The organism is Janthinobacterium sp. BJB301 (assembly GCF_002735685.1).
In the GTDB taxonomy this organism is placed as follows: Bacteria; Pseudomonadota; Gammaproteobacteria; order Burkholderiales; family Burkholderiaceae_D; genus Janthinobacterium; species Janthinobacterium lividum.
Window position 1 is genome coordinate 2,286,018 of record NZ_PDZJ01000001.1, and the last position, 15,563, is coordinate 2,301,580.

General features: G+C 61.7%; 12 protein-coding genes. 1 reads left to right on the forward strand and 11 read right to left on the reverse strand.

Features of this window, described 5'->3' with window-relative positions; all coding sequences use genetic code 11:
• Window positions 1-6 precede the first annotated feature (6 nt).
• From CSQ91_RS28635 to CSQ91_RS10115, 10 genes are all read right to left on the reverse strand, one after another.
• A complete protein-coding gene (locus tag CSQ91_RS28635; RefSeq protein ID WP_143450999.1) occupies window positions 7-711 on the reverse strand; it encodes a hypothetical protein in 705 nt (234 codons plus the stop codon).
• Window positions 708-992, reverse strand: a complete 285-nt coding sequence (locus tag CSQ91_RS28640; RefSeq protein WP_143451000.1) for a hypothetical protein — start codon at window positions 990-992, stop codon at window positions 708-710. The genes CSQ91_RS28635 and CSQ91_RS28640 overlap by 4 nt, the downstream gene beginning before the upstream one ends.
• Window positions 989-3,163, reverse strand: coding sequence for a hypothetical protein (locus CSQ91_RS10080; RefSeq protein ID WP_143451001.1), 2,175 nt, complete (start codon window positions 3,161-3,163; stop codon window positions 989-991). The genes CSQ91_RS28640 and CSQ91_RS10080 overlap by 4 nt, the downstream gene beginning before the upstream one ends.
• Complete coding sequence (locus CSQ91_RS10085) at window positions 3,160-4,629, reverse strand: hypothetical protein (protein ID WP_099388169.1); 1,470 nt, start codon at window positions 4,627-4,629, stop codon at window positions 3,160-3,162. The genes CSQ91_RS10080 and CSQ91_RS10085 overlap by 4 nt, the downstream gene beginning before the upstream one ends.
• A complete protein-coding gene (locus tag CSQ91_RS10090) occupies window positions 4,626-9,191 on the reverse strand; it encodes a tape measure protein (RefSeq protein WP_099388170.1) in 4,566 nt (1,521 codons plus the stop codon). Before CSQ91_RS10090 ends, CSQ91_RS10085 begins: the two co-directional genes overlap by 4 nt.
• 115 nt (window positions 9,192-9,306) lie before the next feature.
• Window positions 9,307-9,642 (reverse strand): phage tail assembly chaperone, encoded by a 336-nt coding sequence (locus tag CSQ91_RS10095; protein ID WP_070257666.1) that lies wholly within the window; start codon window positions 9,640-9,642, stop codon window positions 9,307-9,309.
• 8 nt (window positions 9,643-9,650) lie between these two features.
• Window positions 9,651-10,166 (reverse strand): hypothetical protein, encoded by a 516-nt coding sequence (locus CSQ91_RS10100; RefSeq protein ID WP_143451002.1) that lies wholly within the window; start codon window positions 10,164-10,166, stop codon window positions 9,651-9,653.
• 11 nt (window positions 10,167-10,177) lie between these two features.
• Complete coding sequence (locus CSQ91_RS10105; protein ID WP_099388171.1) at window positions 10,178-11,383, reverse strand: phage tail tube protein; 1,206 nt, start codon at window positions 11,381-11,383, stop codon at window positions 10,178-10,180.
• 335 nt (window positions 11,384-11,718) lie between these two features.
• The gene (locus CSQ91_RS10110) at window positions 11,719-12,261 is read right to left on the reverse strand and encodes a zinc finger-like domain-containing protein (protein WP_034783962.1); all 543 of its coding nucleotides are present in this window, start codon (window positions 12,259-12,261) and stop codon (window positions 11,719-11,721) included.
• 18 nt (window positions 12,262-12,279) lie between these two features.
• Complete coding sequence (locus CSQ91_RS10115) at window positions 12,280-12,696, reverse strand: FeoC-like transcriptional regulator (RefSeq protein WP_034783960.1); 417 nt, start codon at window positions 12,694-12,696, stop codon at window positions 12,280-12,282.
• A 149-nt stretch (window positions 12,697-12,845) separates the two neighbouring features.
• Here CSQ91_RS10115 and CSQ91_RS10120 point away from each other — a divergent pair, with 149 nt between their 5' ends.
• Window positions 12,846-13,559 (forward strand): S24 family peptidase, encoded by a 714-nt coding sequence (locus CSQ91_RS10120; RefSeq protein ID WP_052140253.1) that lies wholly within the window; start codon window positions 12,846-12,848, stop codon window positions 13,557-13,559.
• A 44-nt stretch (window positions 13,560-13,603) separates the two neighbouring features.
• On the opposite strand, the gene CSQ91_RS10125 is transcribed toward CSQ91_RS10120, so the two are convergent.
• Window positions 13,604-15,490: a propionate--CoA ligase gene (locus CSQ91_RS10125; RefSeq protein ID WP_099388172.1), complete on the reverse strand. Its 1,887-nt coding sequence runs from the start codon at window positions 15,488-15,490 to the stop codon at window positions 13,604-13,606.
• Window positions 15,491-15,563: the final 73 nt, after the last annotated feature.

Below are 15,563 nucleotides of genomic sequence, written 5' to 3' on the forward strand. Positions count from 1 at the left end.
TAAGCTTTATGGCAAAAACTGCCCGTCGATCACGAAAAAAGGAGATGGATCGCTGACCGTTGACCCTTCCGGCATATTTCCGCTCATGACGCCCGACATGAACATCACACCTGTCGAATACGCGACGCTATTACTTTCACGCAGCAAAAATTGCCGACTATCCATCTTTATAAAGCCTGACTCACGGTCGATATAGTTGACGTCGTAGAAAGGGCTGTTACCGATAGCAACTGGACGGACAGTGGGAGGCAAGTACGCAGCGGAAGACAGATCGCCCGCAGCTACAGGAAACGTGATATTGGGTGCGGCAAAGTCATGGGCAATGGCACCATCGCTATTCCTCAGTAGCAAACCAAACTGTGAACTGGCAGCGGAAATCGTTGAAAATGCCCATATATCAACCGCATACTGCTGATCAAATCCAGAAAAATCGGGGTTGCCTCCACAATACGCACCGATAGTGTAAACACCGTTTTTGTGACCGGTGCCAACAATACCGACTCGTCTCCCCATAGGCAGATCGATAGCCCATAAAACAGGCCTGGTAGATGTGAATGTGTGCGTGGAGTAACCTGCAGTACGAACGCCTCCAGAAGTCGATGGCTGTACCACGCGCGACAGCGTAGCCTTGCCGATGCATTCTGTGCCACGCGATTCGTTGTGCACTACCAATTCCTGCTTTAAATTACTAATCCTGAGTGCAGTCTTCATTTGAGATATATCCCTGCAAATGTGCGGTTTTGAGAGGATGCTGTTCCCGTTGCTGGAAAACTGAAACGTGGAACGCCTGATAGTTCGTCGTAGCTCCAGTTACTGGGTGTCGCGCCATCGCTGTAGACCACCATCGGCGTACGACCTCTCGGCATAAGGGGAAAGGAACGCACACTCGCGGCGCCCGATATTTCAATGATGTCGAGACAAATGCCGCCAGCAGTAATTCGGGAATCAAAGACCACCACGCCGCCGCGGCGGATTTTCAGACCGGTACTCATGTGATGTATTCTCCCAGCTCAATACAGGGCAGCGAATGAATGCCATCGTAAAAATACAGTCCGCTACTGGTCATGTCGTAACCTGCCCCGTCCCCTCTAGGAATACGGCCTGGACTGCGTATCAGCTGAAACGAGCCCGTTACCCCAGACAAGGTACCGCGAAAAGTGCCACTATTCGCGTGTAAATTCCCATTTCGATCCAAACACCATCCCGTCGTGCTGCCACTCCCACTCCAGTTGTTGCTGTAAATGTCGCCACCGATCTGGGCGTTTAAGATGGCGGCGTTGGCGATGTAAGTCGGCGAATTGGACGGCGTGATCTGGCCATAAAGATTGTCTCCAAACCTCGCTCCTGGGCCATCCGCCCAAGCCGATGGCACCGTCTGCGCGGCAAGCGCCACGCCGAAGTACCACGACGAGGTAAAAAGGTAGGCATCGACGGCACCCTTGCCAACAAGCACGCCGCGCACAGACGCGTAAGCGGCCCCTGTCGGCGCCACAGCAAATACAACGGATCTTGGCCACGCGCTCAGGGGGCCCGTGGTCGACACGTCGTCCACAGCGTTCCCACCCATCTCCGTTATATACGTGCCTGCGGCGTCGTAAAAAGCGACATTCGCCGCGCCCTTGCAGCGGTGAGTCGTCATGTAGATACTGAATTCATAGCGCACGCCAGAAATCACCGGAAATTTTCGGAATGCGCCGGCCTGCCTCGGGGTCATGATAGCCACCGCATCTACTGGAACGGTCCCGGGGCACCGCATGTAGACGCCGCCGGCGCCGGTCGGCTGGAAGAACTCAGGGCTATCAACGACAGCTGTCAGCCCTGGGGCGAAAGAATATTCCACGCCGAAGTCCCCCACGGTGCCAGGGTACGGACCGGAATTACTGATCAGATTACCTGCGCCTATCCCTGCATTTATATAGTTCGACGTCAAGGGCGTGCCGGCGCTAAGGATAATGTTTCCAGCGGTATCCTTGATGCTCAGCCCTCGCGCATCAATCTTTTCGGCTGTAACTGAGTCTGCCGCCAGCGCCTGTGTTGCCACCGTGCCCGGCACCAGCAAATTGCCGTTCAGAACAGTATCCGAGCTCTCCCAGGCGCCATTGACATAAAACTTCGTCACCGCATGCGTCGCGTCATACAAGGTCACCACGTCGCGGTTGATCGGCGCGCCATAGCCGGCACGGCCCAACTCGTACACGGCCGAGGCATCCGACCACGTTGAATATCCAGGCGCCGCCACCGTGACGGTGCCGCGCTGGCCAGTAGCACCATCGGCGGCCAGGCGCGCCGCGGCGGCCCATTCGCCTGGGGCGATGTCGTCGGTCGCCGTGCGCGATGCGGCCGTAGCACCTGAGGTGAACAGGTACGCACCGCCCGTCGTCGGCACCTGGGCCGACCAGCCATTGTTCAGGCCTGTCAGTGCGCCTGTGGCAAACGTGAACGTGCACGCCGCACTCGGTAGTGCCGGCGCGATGTTGGTGGCGCCGCGCTGGTAGATGCGCACGGGTGCCACGTTCAAACCGTCGGTGCCGTCCTTGGCCAGTTGCACCGCCGCCGACCATTCATTGGCGGCGATATTGTCCGTGGCATTGCGCGAACTGGCTGCTGCCACGCGCACGTACAGCGGCGCCGTGCCGGCAGGGATGTTCTTCGACCAGCCATTGGCCAGATCGTTGCCGGCCGGCGTCGTGATGGCCCCCGTGGCGAAGGTAAAGATAACGTCGCCCGGAGAGTCAACGGGTGCCGCAGCGGCGCGCTTGTAGGCGAAGGCCTGGCCCGTGTTCAATCCGGCCAGGCCGGTATCGCCATTGACGCCGTCGAAGACCTTGCTGACCATGTAGTTGGCGATGTAATCGACACCAAATTCACGGATGCGTGCCTGCACCAGCGCCGTATCCGTAGTCATGCTGGCAAAATCGACCGTGGCCACGTTGCCGTTCACCCGCAACGCCGTGCCGGCGGATACCGAAAAGACGATATCGCCCACCACATTGACGGGCTTGGCGGTGATGGCGATCGAGCCGGGCGCGCCGGCGCCGGCGCTGTTCACGCGAAAGACGGGCGTACTGGCGGACATCAGGAGCGCCTTGCCATCGGCCGTCGTGCTGAAGCGCTCCGCCGTCGCCTGCAGCAGCGTATCGCGTTCCCCCACTATGGCGCTCATGCCAGCACCCCCACCGTCACTCGGCCGGTCAGCCAGAAGCGCGACAGCAGTACCACCACGCCCGGCACGCCGTCCTGCAAGCCAAAGCGTTCAGCGCGCAGTTGTACGGGCTGTCCCAGTTCCAGCATCATCATCTCGGGTTCTCCATCGAATTCGTAAATGGTGCGCGGTACCTTGCTCAAGGCCAGGCGCCGCTGCGCTTCCGCGCGGGCATCGGCCCGCGTCTTCAGGCACGTATCGATCTGCACCGGGTCGTCGCTCAAGCGGTAACGCGTGCGCACCGCCGCGTCGACCACCGTCTCCGTCAGCCATTCGGTGGCATACAAATCTGCATGCGCGGGCGGTATGCTGGTCGTCAGGCCAGCCTGCGGCGTCCAGTTCCGGTCAAAACCGATCTTCACGGCGGCCGTCACCGGCAGGCGCTGCGCGGGACGCAGCGAGCGTTCGCGCATCTGCTCCGGACCGATCACCACCGGCACGCCGGCGGCCGGCAGCGCGATCTGCACCAGGCGCAGCTGGCCGGTGCGCGACATGATCGCCTGGGCGCCCACGCTGGCCGCCAGTTGCTGGATGGCCTGCGCCTGGTTCGTACGGTCAGCAACATACAGCCCCACCGGCTGCGGGTGGGACGCGTCGAAGGCGGCCAGGTTGTCCAGGTCCAGGTCCGCCAGGGCAAAACGGTCGGCCGCCTTGCCGTAGGCCGTAGCGATACGCTGCACCAGCGGCGCGATGCGCGGCGCATAGCCGCCGCCCTTGTCGCCCTGTACGCTGGCCGTGATCGTGGTGGAAAACGGATCGGTAGTCAGGTTGAAGCGGCCCGCCTGGTCATTCAAGGCCACGGCAATCGGCTTGCCATTGGTGCGCACTTCAAACGTCGATTCGACCGCGCCAAGAAAACCGTATTCCAGCGTGGCGGGATTGGTCAGCAAGGGCGTCACGTTGTGGCACTCGCCAAACGATATCGGCAGGATGGCGTCCTTGTTCGGCGTCGTGCCACCCAGCTTCGCCTCGGAGATCGGCGTATTCAGGCGCTGCAGCTTGTCGCGCAGTACCAGGTTGACCGACTCGCGCCCCGCACTGGCCACGTCGGCGATGATGCCGTCAAAGACCAGCTGGAAGTCGGCGCGCGGCCAGGACGGATCACCTGCCCAGGCCTTGATCGGCCGGTTCATCCAGACATCATCCAGCCAGCCATCGAGCGCGCCGTCGGCGTTATCGAGTTCGATATCGCCGCCCGACAGCCCGGCCTCGCCGGACAGGCTGACCTGTTCCGTGAAGGCCAGGCCGCCCTTGGCTAGCGGCTGGTAGGCGGTATTCGCCGGCACTTCGCGCGGCCCGGTGATGTAGGGCCGCGAAGCGATATACCGCGTCACCTCGCTGCCGGCCACGTTCACTTGCGCCTCGATCAGCACCATGCGGATGGCCGACGGGCTTTGCAGCCAATCCTGAAATTGCGCATCGGTCATGCGTACTCTCCTTTCACTGCATTGGCCCAGGCGGATGCCCGGGACGATTTATCCACGCCATCGACCACCGTCCTGGCGGCGCTGGCATTCGATTCAAAGGTGGCCTGGATGGTGGCGCCCGTCTGCGCCCGCTGGTCGGCGCGCAAACCTTCCAGCTCCACGCGCATGGCCTGGTTGTCTTCGCGCAGGCCGCGGATTTCGGCCACCAGTACATCGGAGCCGACGTTCGCCGCCGACGAGTAGCGCACGGGGTCGAAGACGGCCGGCGCTTCCACCGCTGCTTCGCCAAAGGAGGCGGCGACAGACATGCCGGCAGCAGGCGCAAAGCGCATGCCACCCGTGACATCGGTCTGCCCGCCTGCCCGCAACGCAGCACCCAGCGCATCGACCGCCTGCTGGATGCCGACCGCCGTCTTGTTCAGGTTGATCAACTGCCCCACTTGCATATCGAGTGCCGTCAGTTGCTTCTGCGCATCATTCAACTGTGTTCCGGTGACCGCAGCCAGCGCCGCCAGCTCGGCCTGGACCCTGGCCGCATCGGCGGCATAGCTCGCGCTTGCAGCGTTCACGACCTGGCTGGCCGTCAAATACGCGGTGGCAGTACCTGTCAGCGCCGACTGCGCCGCCGCATCGCCCGTCTTCGCCTTGGCCAGCGTCTCTTCATACTGACGCTGCGCCTCTACCATCTTCTGCATCGGCGTCAAGGTCGACAGGTTGCCCAGCAACAGAGAATCCTTGAAGGTGCGGATGCCGTCGCCAAACGATTTCAGGCGCTCGATGGTGGACTTGAGGGCCGAAGACTCCGTTTCATAGGCAGTTGCAATATCCTGCCGCGCCTGCAACTGGTCATACAAGGCCAGGTTAGCGGCATCGACCGCTGTACGCTCCCTGGCACGCAATTGCGCCGTAGTCATCGTCATCTGGTCAAGCTTTTCCTGCATACCCTTGCGCTCGTCGGCAATACTCTGTTCCGACCTGGTCAGGCTTTCCGTCGCAGCATGCGTCTTCGCGAACGCATCGGCCAATGCCATCAGGCCCGCATACTGGTCGGCCCCCGTCTTGGTAGCCAATGCGCCGGAATTGACCAATTGCAATACCGTGTCCTTGAACTGCGCTCGCGTAGTCACACTCGCATAGCCCAGGGCCGCCATCTGTTCCGTCACGTGTTTTTGCACGGGCGCCAGACGCTCGGCTTCGGTCAGATAGTTTTCGGCAAAGAATGCAGTCCGATTGCCCAGTGCTTCCACGCCGCCGGCAGCCTTGACCAGCTGCTCGCGTGCCGCCAGGGACGCCACGCCAACGGCGCCGAATGCCTGCTGCGATGTGCTGCCCAGGGTAGCCAGCATGGCATCGACGACCGCGTAGTTGCCCGCCAGGCGCTGCAGCGCAGCGCTGGCCGATTCGCCCTTCTGGCTCAGTTGCGACAGCGATGGCACCAGTTCCTTTGCCATCGCATCGCCGACGCCGGTAAAGAAATCGGCAATGGCTTTCTGGTTCGCGGCGTCATCCTTGGTCATGACGATATTGAGCGACTGCGTGCGCGTGGCCAGGCTATCCGTGTTGACGCCCAAGGTGCTGGCGAAAGCGCCCGTCACCGCCTTCATCTGCGCATACGTATCGCCAAGCGAGGCCGCCAGCTCGGCATCGACTTCAGAGCGGTCGGTACCTTTTTTATTCTTGCGGAAAAGGCCGCCCTTCTGGGTCCAGTTCGAATAACTCTCACCCGTAAAGCCATCGGCACCGAGGTTGCCCGAAATACCGGCACTGCTGACCTTTTTCTCGCCCATGCCGAACAGGCGGTTCGCTGCTCCGCCCAGCAAGCCGCCCACCAGCGCGCCCACGGCAGTACCTACCACCGGGAAAACGCTGCCAACGACAGCTCCGATCGCCGTGCCAGCATTGACGATGCCATTACGGCCGTACTCCCCTGAAATCATCTTGCCGCCATATACTCCGCCCATGACGCCGGCGGCAACGCTTGCCGCCGCACCGGCACCGGTGGCGAATGCGCCATTGGCCCCGGCCGTGTAAGGAGTGCCTTGCAGCATGCTCATGCCACGCTGCACGCCATTGGCCACCGATGTACCAATACCGGAAAGTCCGCTGGATAGTGAATCGTAGATGCCCTTCGCCGAACTCAGGAACGACTGGATGCCCCCGCCGTTGGCCAAACTGCCCTGTGCCTGCGCCGCGCCCGGATTCAGGAATGAGGCAAAGCCGGCCGCGATGGGCGACATGATCGGTTGCAACACGAGGTTGTTGAACATGCTCTTCAACTTATCCTTGAACATGGTCGCCAGGTTCTTGCCGCCTTCGAAGCCGTTCATGAACGCGTCAGTCAGCGACTTTTCGATATCCTTGGCGCTGGCGGCCCAGTCATCGGAGGCCTTCTTGGCCGCAGCGGCAGACGCTTCCTTGGCGGCCAGTTCTTCCGTCGCCTTCATGCTGCGCTGCTTGGCATCGATCAAGGCATTCAAATACTCAATCTGGGCCGCGTTTTCCTTGCCCACCGCCAGCGCGGCGCGCTGTTCCTTCAGCAGCGCCATTTCGTTTTGCGCGATGGCGGTCTTGCTCATGCCATACACCGCCACCAGCTTTTCGCCAGCCTCGGCTTCCTTGACGGCATCGGCGACGGCCTGCGTCCGCGTATCGGACAGCGCTTTCGCGTCTGCCAGCGCCTGCTCGGTCACAGCCTTGGCTTGCTTGCCCACCTCGATCTCATCGACGCGGGCCTGTATCCCCTTGCGCGCAACCTCGAATCCTGCCTGCTGCGACGCGGTCACTTTGTTCGTCCGATCCGCCAGGAGTTCCTTCAACTGATAATCGTACTTTTGCGCCTCGTTCATCTCGGCATAGCCGGCAGCTTCGCGCTTCAGGTCGCGGGACTTGCCGCGCATCTCATTCATCATGGATTCGAAAGGCGTGGGCGGAGCGGGAAGCGATGGCGCGCCTGTACCAGTTCCACCCTGCGGTTTACCCGACGCACCTTGCTGCTCTAGCTGCTTGAGCTTGCCGCGCACCATATCCAGTTCGCCCTGCAGCCTTGCCAGGTTGCTGTCCACCCCGGCCTTGTCCAGGGACTGGTATTTTCCCGTGCGATTGCGCACGGCATCCATTTCCGTCGAAATCTCCAGCATGCGTTCGCCAGCCGGGGTATTCAGTCCTTTCTCCGACACGCCCAGCTTTGCCAGCTCATTGCGCTTTGCAAGCTGGACCATCTGCTTGTCGAGTTCAGCAACGATTTCCTTGGTACTCTTGCGCATGGGTTCTACGGCTTTCTCCGCATTGTCCTTCGAAGAACTCCCCCACATGGCCCAGGCAGTTGCGCCCAAGCCCAGCACCGTGACAATCAAGCCGATCGGGCCGCCCAGGAAGGCCAACGCACCGCGCAAAACGCCAGCGGTAACGGACGCGGCACGCATTGCCGCTGTCTGCGCCACCAATGCGCCAGCATGGGCTTCGGCGGCAACTGCGGCACGGGCTTGTGCCGGAATCAGGCCATTGGTGGTCAGCGCCAGCGCCACGTCGGCCTGGCTGGCGCGTATCGTCGCTTGTAATTCAGCAACACGTGCGGTCGCCAGTGCAGAGGTGGCGGCGGTCGCCGTCACGTCGGCATTCGCCGCCGCCAGGGTGGATGCCAGCAAGGCCCGGTTGGCCGTGACCTTGCTATACGTAGCCACGACGACGCCGGCAGCCCAGGAACCAAATTTCGCGGTGGTCAGCGTTTCGAGCACGCCAACGACCAGGGTCAGGTTATTCGACAGAAATTCGAGGCCGCTCGTCATCAGGCGCACGGCGCCGGTCGACTCCGCCTGTCTCGCCGTGAATTCCATCACGTTGTTGCTCAAGACGGTAAAGCTGCCACCGATGGTTTCGAACTGCACAGCTTCCTTGCGCAACTCGCCCAGCGCATTTGGCAGCGCGACGGCCATCACGTCGGCAGTGATCAATCCTGCGCCAGCAAGCCCGGCGAGCGCTTCTTTCGACACGCCCAGGCCGGCGGCCATGGCCGCCATGACTTCGGGCGCAGCCTGGCTGATATCGTTAAATTGCTGGCTGCTCAGGGCGCCATCGGCGAAGGCGTCGGACAGCCCCTTGAAGGCGGTGGCGGAATCTGCCGCCGAGGCGCCGCTGATCTTGACGCCAAGATTGAGCGCCTCGGTGATGCCGGCCACTTCGGCCTGGCTGATGCCCAGTTTTTTGGTCGCATCGTTCATTTGGGCATACAACCCTGCCGTGGCGGCAAGGTCTGTCTGCCCCGAGGCGGCAATGCGCTTGACATTGTCGTACGCCTCGCCATATTCCTGCGTCGAACTGGTCGACATGCGCAGTTGCGCTGTCAGTTTCGTATATTCATCAGACAGTTTGACGATCTGGCCAATATTGTTGGAAATACCCAGGTTGGAGAGGATCTCCGTGTATTTTTTCGTGACATCTTCGAGTTTGAAAGTCGACTTGGCAGCCCGCTCGCTGGCCTCGCGCATGCGTTCCAGGTCATCTGCCGCGATGCGCACATTGAGCGTATCGATGCGTATCTGTAATGTTTCAATTTCAACGGTCATAATTTACCCATAAAAAAAGCCACCGCAAAGGTGACCGTGCAATCGAGGCCACCTGCGCGACGGCTGTTGTGTTTTCCGTGTCACCTCTGCTGTAAAAATCAGGGCAAAACCAGGGCTAAGGCGAACTGTTTTGATGGGAGATATACGCTGCATCAAGCTGATCGACCAGCTCCTCTTCCCAAACCGCCAGACGGATACGATGCCGCAGTTGCCATGCCAGGATATCCAGGCTGCTCAAGGGATTGACCGCCATGCCGTTTTGCCGCTTGCGGCTCATCTGCACGAAAAACTGCCACACATGCGCCAGTTCAAACGGCAGTTGCGCGCGAACGGGAGCCTGCGGCTCCCGGTAGAGTGGATGGCGCTTGGCGGCATCCAGGTGCTCGCCTTTCGCATTGCCATCAGCCGCCTTTGCCGAACGCTCGAACTGTTCCTCGGCAAAGAGCAGCAAGGCGGCGGTTAGACCGTCAAAAAATTGCCGTCCGCCTCGAGTGCGGCCAGCACTTTTTCCTGCCAGGACGGCATTTTTTCAAAAATCGCCTTCAGCAAAGCCGGGGAAGGCTGTACCGGGACGCCCTTGTCGACGAAACCAGGCATGCCCACCACCACCGCGATGGCGATCTTCATGTTGCGGTTTTCCGCCAGGTCATACAGTTCCGCGGCGCCTTCGTCGGTCTTCGCGTCGATTTGCTTGCTTTTTTGCACCGAGCGCTTGATCGCCACCACCGACGTTTCGCGAATCACGGCACGGTACTGGTCGGAATTTTTGCTGACAATTTCAAAGCCCGCCTTGTGCGCGCCGTCTTCGTCAAACAACACCGACACCAGGTGCACCTGATCCACCGATTTGTTGCCATCATTCAACAGGGAAATATCAAAACCAGCCGAGGCGATCATTTGTGCGTTGTTCATATGTATTTGCTTTCTTGATTGAGGTAAAAGTAAAAAGGCCGCCATCAGGCGGCCCCGGGTCAAGCGTCAGCCGCTTACAGCGCGCTGTCCTGGATGGTCAAGGTGGTCGCTTCGTGCTGCGCGTCCGCGCCCTTGTAGCGCAGGACGTCGAAGGCGCAGGTGACGATCTTGTTTTTCTCGCCGTCGTCGATCTTGGCCGAGGTGATCTTGATGCGGCCCATGGCCAGCGCCAGCACGTCGGCGGCCGGCGCGGTGCCCGACGCCATGGCGTAGGCCAGCGGGATTTCCGTCTCGGACTTGAAGTAGTCGAGGTAGGTGGCGTCCTGCAACAGCACCGTGAACTGGCCCGAGCCCATCACCTTGCCGCGCGAGGCGGCCGTGGCGTACTTCGAGCCGATCACCGGGTCGACCTTGACCTGGCCGTCCAGCGAAACTGACATGCCGGTGCAGATCTGCGACGGGATGCCGTTCACCGACAGCATGGCCGTGGCGCCCGAAAACTTGCCGGAGCCAGGTGCGGCCAGCGGCGCGGGGAAGTACGGCACGGCCGTGGTCGGGCCTTCCGCCTTGCCCATCAGGGTGAAGTCCAGGCTGGTGATGCCGTTCGGCTGCACGGCGATATCCATCTTGCTGACCAGCTGGTCGATGAAGCTGCGGTGCACGCCGATCTTCGGGTCCTGCACTTCGGCCGTGAACCAGTCGGTGGTATGGCCCGTCAACGGGGTGAAGCTGCGCTTGCCCACGGCCGCCACGCCGACCGAGTCGCCGGCCGCCTTGACGATCATCGCCGAGCCGTCCATGAACTGGCCATTCAGGTTGGTGGCCGTCACCGACGTGACGAAGAAATTCTTCGCGTTGTTGGCGGCGGCCGGCGCCGTCATGCCGGTGATGCGCACCACGCTGCCGGCGCGGAAGCCTTCGCTCAGCCAGGAACCGGCACTGCGCGTCAGGCCGGAGGCTGCCGCGGCGATGGTGGTTTGTGCGGCAGCCACGCCGCCTGCCGTGAAGTCGCGGCGCAGCAGCGCCGCCATCAGCGGTGCATACGTGCCGCACGCCGCTTCGGCCTTGATGGCGCCCGTGGTGCGGAAATTGCCCAGGCGGGTATCGCCCTGCTGCTGACTGGCGTCGATTTCGGCGCTCGCGTATTTGTCCGCTTCCGTGTCGAAAGTGGCTGTGACGCGGGGATAAATCTGGCCGCCGCCGGCGGCGGCCTTGCTGCCTTCGGCGCTTTGTTTGCTGATAACGATCAAGCTGTCGATGCCGTTTGCTGTCGATGCCATAAGTAATACCTTTCGTGGGATGAAAAAAAAGACCGCATCTGCGGTCTTGAGGGGGGAACTGCCGATAATCAGGAAACGAAAAAGCCCGCACGCGGTGAGGCGGCGGGCTGGCGTCCGGATGGCGCGGGGCCATACCGGACGGAAGGTGGGCGAAGGGGCCATGAAGGCCGTTCGCTGCGCTGAGTTCCCCTATCGGTGTCGCGCCTTGGGCGCGTCTATTACGAGTGGAGAAGCATGTGGTGTACTGCGGTGCTGCCGGTGTTGCTGTTGCTGCGTGATCGAGACTCTATTGTAGGGGCGTTTTTTCCAGTGCCAGGCATATTGCAAAAAATTTGTCAGTGGCCGAGGCGGCGCATGGCGCGGGCGCCGTGCGACTGGAAGATGCCTTCCAGTTCGCTGACCATATCCTTGATGCGTTCGAGCTCGAAGCCGCCGGAGCAGCTGATGGCCGCTTCGCCGGCGCCGTGGCAAGCCTTGCAGACGACAGGCGCGCCGGCCTGCATGGCAGCGACGACGCCCGTGCCGTGGCAGACCTTACATTTACTGTCGAGCCAATGCGCGAGCGACGCTTCGGCAACGCGGCGGTACAAGGTATTGGCCGCCTGCGCATCCCAGGCCGTCTGCGCCTTGACCCAGCGCCGCGCGCGGCCCTTCTGCGTCACGGCAGCCGTCCAGGCGCGCAGCAACTGCGCCAGGTTGCCCGCATTGCCTTCGAACAGGCGGCTGACGGTGCCGTCCGCATACTTGACGCGGCACAGCAAGGCACCCATGTCGCCCGCCAGCGCGGCCGCCGCGATAACATCCAGGTCGTGGTGGACGGCATCGTCGCGCAAGTTCTGCGACGACAGCGATGCGATGAATTTTTCTGCAAACCCCATGATTTCTCCTCGTTGATACTAATCGTTATTCTGTGCCGGGCCAAACAGCGCCGCCACCAGCGGATCGCGGTGCGCCGTGCCGCGTGCCCAGCTGGCCGTGCGTCGCACTTGCGGCGGCAGTTCGGCCCAGCCATCGACCTCGTCATCCTGCTCGCCCAGCGCGTACAGGGCGGGCCGCTGGCGTCCCGGTTCCGTGCAATGGCGCTGCGCCAGGTGGATCTGTCCCATGCCGCACATGTGGCGCAAATAGCGGCTCATGGTGCCTGCATCGAGTCCCAGCAAGGCGGACAATTGCGCCGCGCTGGCCTGGCCCTGCTCGCGAATGTACTGCGCGATGCGGGCGATATGCAGCTGCGACTTTTTGCTGCGTCCCTGTAACTGGCGCCCCTGCCGCGGCGCCGCCCTGCTTTCAACCAACTGACTGCTGTTCAACATCTGCCTGACCTCCCGTGGTGTCGCCAACCGGCAGACGCTGTAGTGCGTTTGCGACAGGCAACGAGTGGACTTTATCAATCGCTAATGTTAAAGTCAAGCATTTGGTAATTTATCAAACGGTAAATTTCAGGTTTAATGTGGAGATGAATATGTATCAATACAGACGCGACCGCCTGCTGGCCCTGATCCGCGAGCACTACGACAACACGCGCAAGAAAATTTCCGACGTCAGCGGCTGGAGCGAGGCACGCATCTCGCAAATCCTCTCGCCCACCTACCGCGAGGGCCGCGCCTTCAGCGAAAAGATCGCGCGCAAGCTGGAAGCGGACCTGCAGTTGGACAGCATGTACTTCGACCAGGGTGCGGCACCGGACCAGGTGACCATGGCCGCGCGCGCGCTGGCAGGCGTGCAGGCCGTGGTGGTGGAAGATGGCGAGGATGAACGCTTCTACCCGATCCGCAAGGTGAAACTGCGCCTGTCGGCAGGCATCACGGGCTTTGCCATCGAACCGGAAACGCACGACGGCAGTACCATCAGCGTGCCGCGCAGCTGGGTCGAGCGCAATGGCTACCATCCTGAAAAACTGGTGGCGATCAAGGTCAAGGGCGAGAGCATGGAGCCGGCCCTGTACGAGGACGACGTGGTGATCATCAATACGGCGGACAACCGGCCAGCCGACGGCATTGTGTTCGCCATCAATTATGAAGGCGAGCCGGTGGTCAAGCGCATGGCGCGCGATATCGGCGAATGGTGGCTGACGTCGGACAACCCCGACCAGCGCAAATACCATCGCAAGCTGTGCCGCGGCAATGAATGCCTGATCGTCGGCAGGGTCGTGCGCAAGGAAAGCGACCGGATTTGAAAGCGAAGTTTATCGATTGATAAACTTCGCTTGCTTCCTGGCACTTACGCCAGCGCCGCCTGGATCTGCTGCAGCGATGCCGGGTCGTCCATCGACGTCAGGTCGCCCGGGCTGCGCCCTTCGCAGATGGCCTGGATCGAACGGCGCAGCAGCTTGCCCGAGCGCGTCTTCGGCAGCTGCGACACGAACAGCACGCGCGCAGGCCGCGCCACGGCGCCCAGCTGGCGATCGACGACGGCCATCACTTCGCGCTCCAGCACCGCTTTCGCTTCAACGCTGTCGAAACCGCGCGGATCCTTCAGGATCACGAAAGCCATCGCCACCTGGCCTTTGAGCTTGTCTTCCACGCCCACCACCGCCACTTCCGATACATTCGGGTGGCTGGTGATGCTTTCCTCGATTTCGCGCGTGCCCAGGCGATGGCCGGCCACGTTGATCACGTCATCGGTGCGGCCCAGAATAAAATAATAGCCATCCGCATCGCACAGGCCCCAGTCGAAGGTGGAATACACTTGCCGGCCGCTGAAAGTGGACCAGTAGGTGTCGACGAAACGCGCATCGTCGCCGTACACCGTTTGCATGCAGCCCGGCGGCAGCGGGCCTTCCAGTACCAGCACGCCCTTCTCGTTGGCGGCGCACTCCTCGCCCGTCGCTTCGTTGAGCAGCTTGACCTGGTAGCCGTACATGGCCAGGCCGGGGCTGCCCAGGCGCGTCGGGGTATCGGCCACGCCTTTCGCCACCGAGAGAATCGGCCAGCCCGTCTCCGTCTGCCAGTAGTTGTCGATGATGTCCACTTTCAGTTCATCGGCGATCCACTGCGAGGTGGTTTCGTCGAGCGGCTCGCCCGCCAGGTACAGCGCCTTCAGGGAAGACAGGTCATATTTGCGCATCAGTTCCACCGGGTGCTTGCGCAGCACGCGGATGGCCGTCGGTGCCGAGAACATGCGCGTGACCCTGTATTTTTCAACGATGCTCCACCAGATGCCCGCATCGGGGCAGATGGGCAAGCCTTCGTACAGGATGGTGGCCATGCCGGCGATCAGCGGGCCGTACACGATGTAGGAATGGCCCACCACCCAGCCGATATCCGAGGTGGCAAAGAAGGTTTCGCCGGGCTTGCCGCAGAAGTTGTACTGCATCGACGATGCCAGCGCCACCGCGTAGCCGCCCACGTCGCGCTGCACGCCCTTCGGTTTGCCCGTCGTGCCCGAGGTGTACAGCACATACGACGGCTCGTTCGATTCGAGCCAGGCGACGGGCACCTGCGCGTCCATGTGCTGCTCGCGCAGGGCCGCGTAGTCGACGTCGCGGCCGGGCGTCAGTTCCATCGGCACGAGATGGCGGTCGACCAGCAGCACCTGCCGCGGCTTGTGCGCGGCGATGCGGATGGCTTCGTCGAGCAGCGGCTTGTAGGCTATCGCCTTGCCATTGCGCGAGCCGGCATCGGCGGAGAACACCAGCTTGGGCTGCGCATCGTCGATGCGGCTGGCCAGGCTGTTGGCGGCAAAGCCGCCGAACACGACGGAATGCACGGCGCCGATACGCGCGCAAGCAAGCATGGCAAACGCCGCCTCGGCGATCATCGGCATGTAGATCAATACGCGGTCGCCCTTGCCCACGCCCAACGCCAGCAGGATGGCGGCGCAGCGCTCCACTTCGCGCTGCAGCTCGCGAAAGCTGTAGCTGCGCTCGGTATTGGTCTCGGTGGAAATGGCGATCAGCGCGGCGGCATCGCCCTGGCTTTCCACCCAGCGGTCAACGGCGTTGTGGCACAAATTCGTGGTGCCTCCGACGAACCATTTGGCGAATGGCGGACGGGAATAATCGAGCACTTGCGAAAACGGGATGTTCCAGTCGATCTTGTCCGCTTCCTCGCGCCAGAAAGCGTCAGGTGTGTCGATCGAGCGTTGGTAAAATGCTGCGAAATTCATGTCTCCTCCGGTAGTCGTGCAACCTTGTATCGGGCTTGGGCGAACTGGTTTGGCCTTGATATGTGGACTATCT

What these genes read in the sequence shown, in the direction of transcription:
- CSQ91_RS28635 (WP_143450999.1), bottom strand. Translation starts at nt 711, where the DNA reads ATGAAGACTGCACTCAGGATTAGTAATTTAAAGCAGGAATTGGTAGTG.
- CSQ91_RS28640 (WP_143451000.1), bottom strand. Translation starts at nt 992, where the DNA reads ATGAGTACCGGTCTGAAAATCCGCCGCGGCGGCGTGGTGGTCTTTGAT.
- CSQ91_RS10080 (WP_143451001.1), bottom strand. Translation starts at nt 3,163, where the DNA reads ATGAGCGCCATAGTGGGGGAACGCGATACGCTGCTGCAGGCGACGGCG.
- CSQ91_RS10085 (WP_099388169.1), bottom strand. Translation starts at nt 4,629, where the DNA reads ATGACCGATGCGCAATTTCAGGATTGGCTGCAAAGCCCGTCGGCCATC.
- CSQ91_RS10090 (WP_099388170.1), bottom strand. Translation starts at nt 9,191, where the DNA reads ATGACCGTTGAAATTGAAACATTACAGATACGCATCGATACGCTCAAT.
- CSQ91_RS10105 (WP_099388171.1), bottom strand. Translation starts at nt 11,383, where the DNA reads ATGGCATCGACAGCAAACGGCATCGACAGCTTGATCGTTATCAGCAAA.
- CSQ91_RS10110 (WP_034783962.1), bottom strand. Translation starts at nt 12,261, where the DNA reads ATGGGGTTTGCAGAAAAATTCATCGCATCGCTGTCGTCGCAGAACTTG.
- CSQ91_RS10115 (WP_034783960.1), bottom strand. Translation starts at nt 12,696, where the DNA reads ATGTTGAACAGCAGTCAGTTGGTTGAAAGCAGGGCGGCGCCGCGGCAG.
- CSQ91_RS10120 (WP_052140253.1), top strand. Translation starts at nt 12,846, where the DNA reads ATGTATCAATACAGACGCGACCGCCTGCTGGCCCTGATCCGCGAGCAC.
- CSQ91_RS10125 (WP_099388172.1), bottom strand. Translation starts at nt 15,490, where the DNA reads ATGAATTTCGCAGCATTTTACCAACGCTCGATCGACACACCTGACGCT.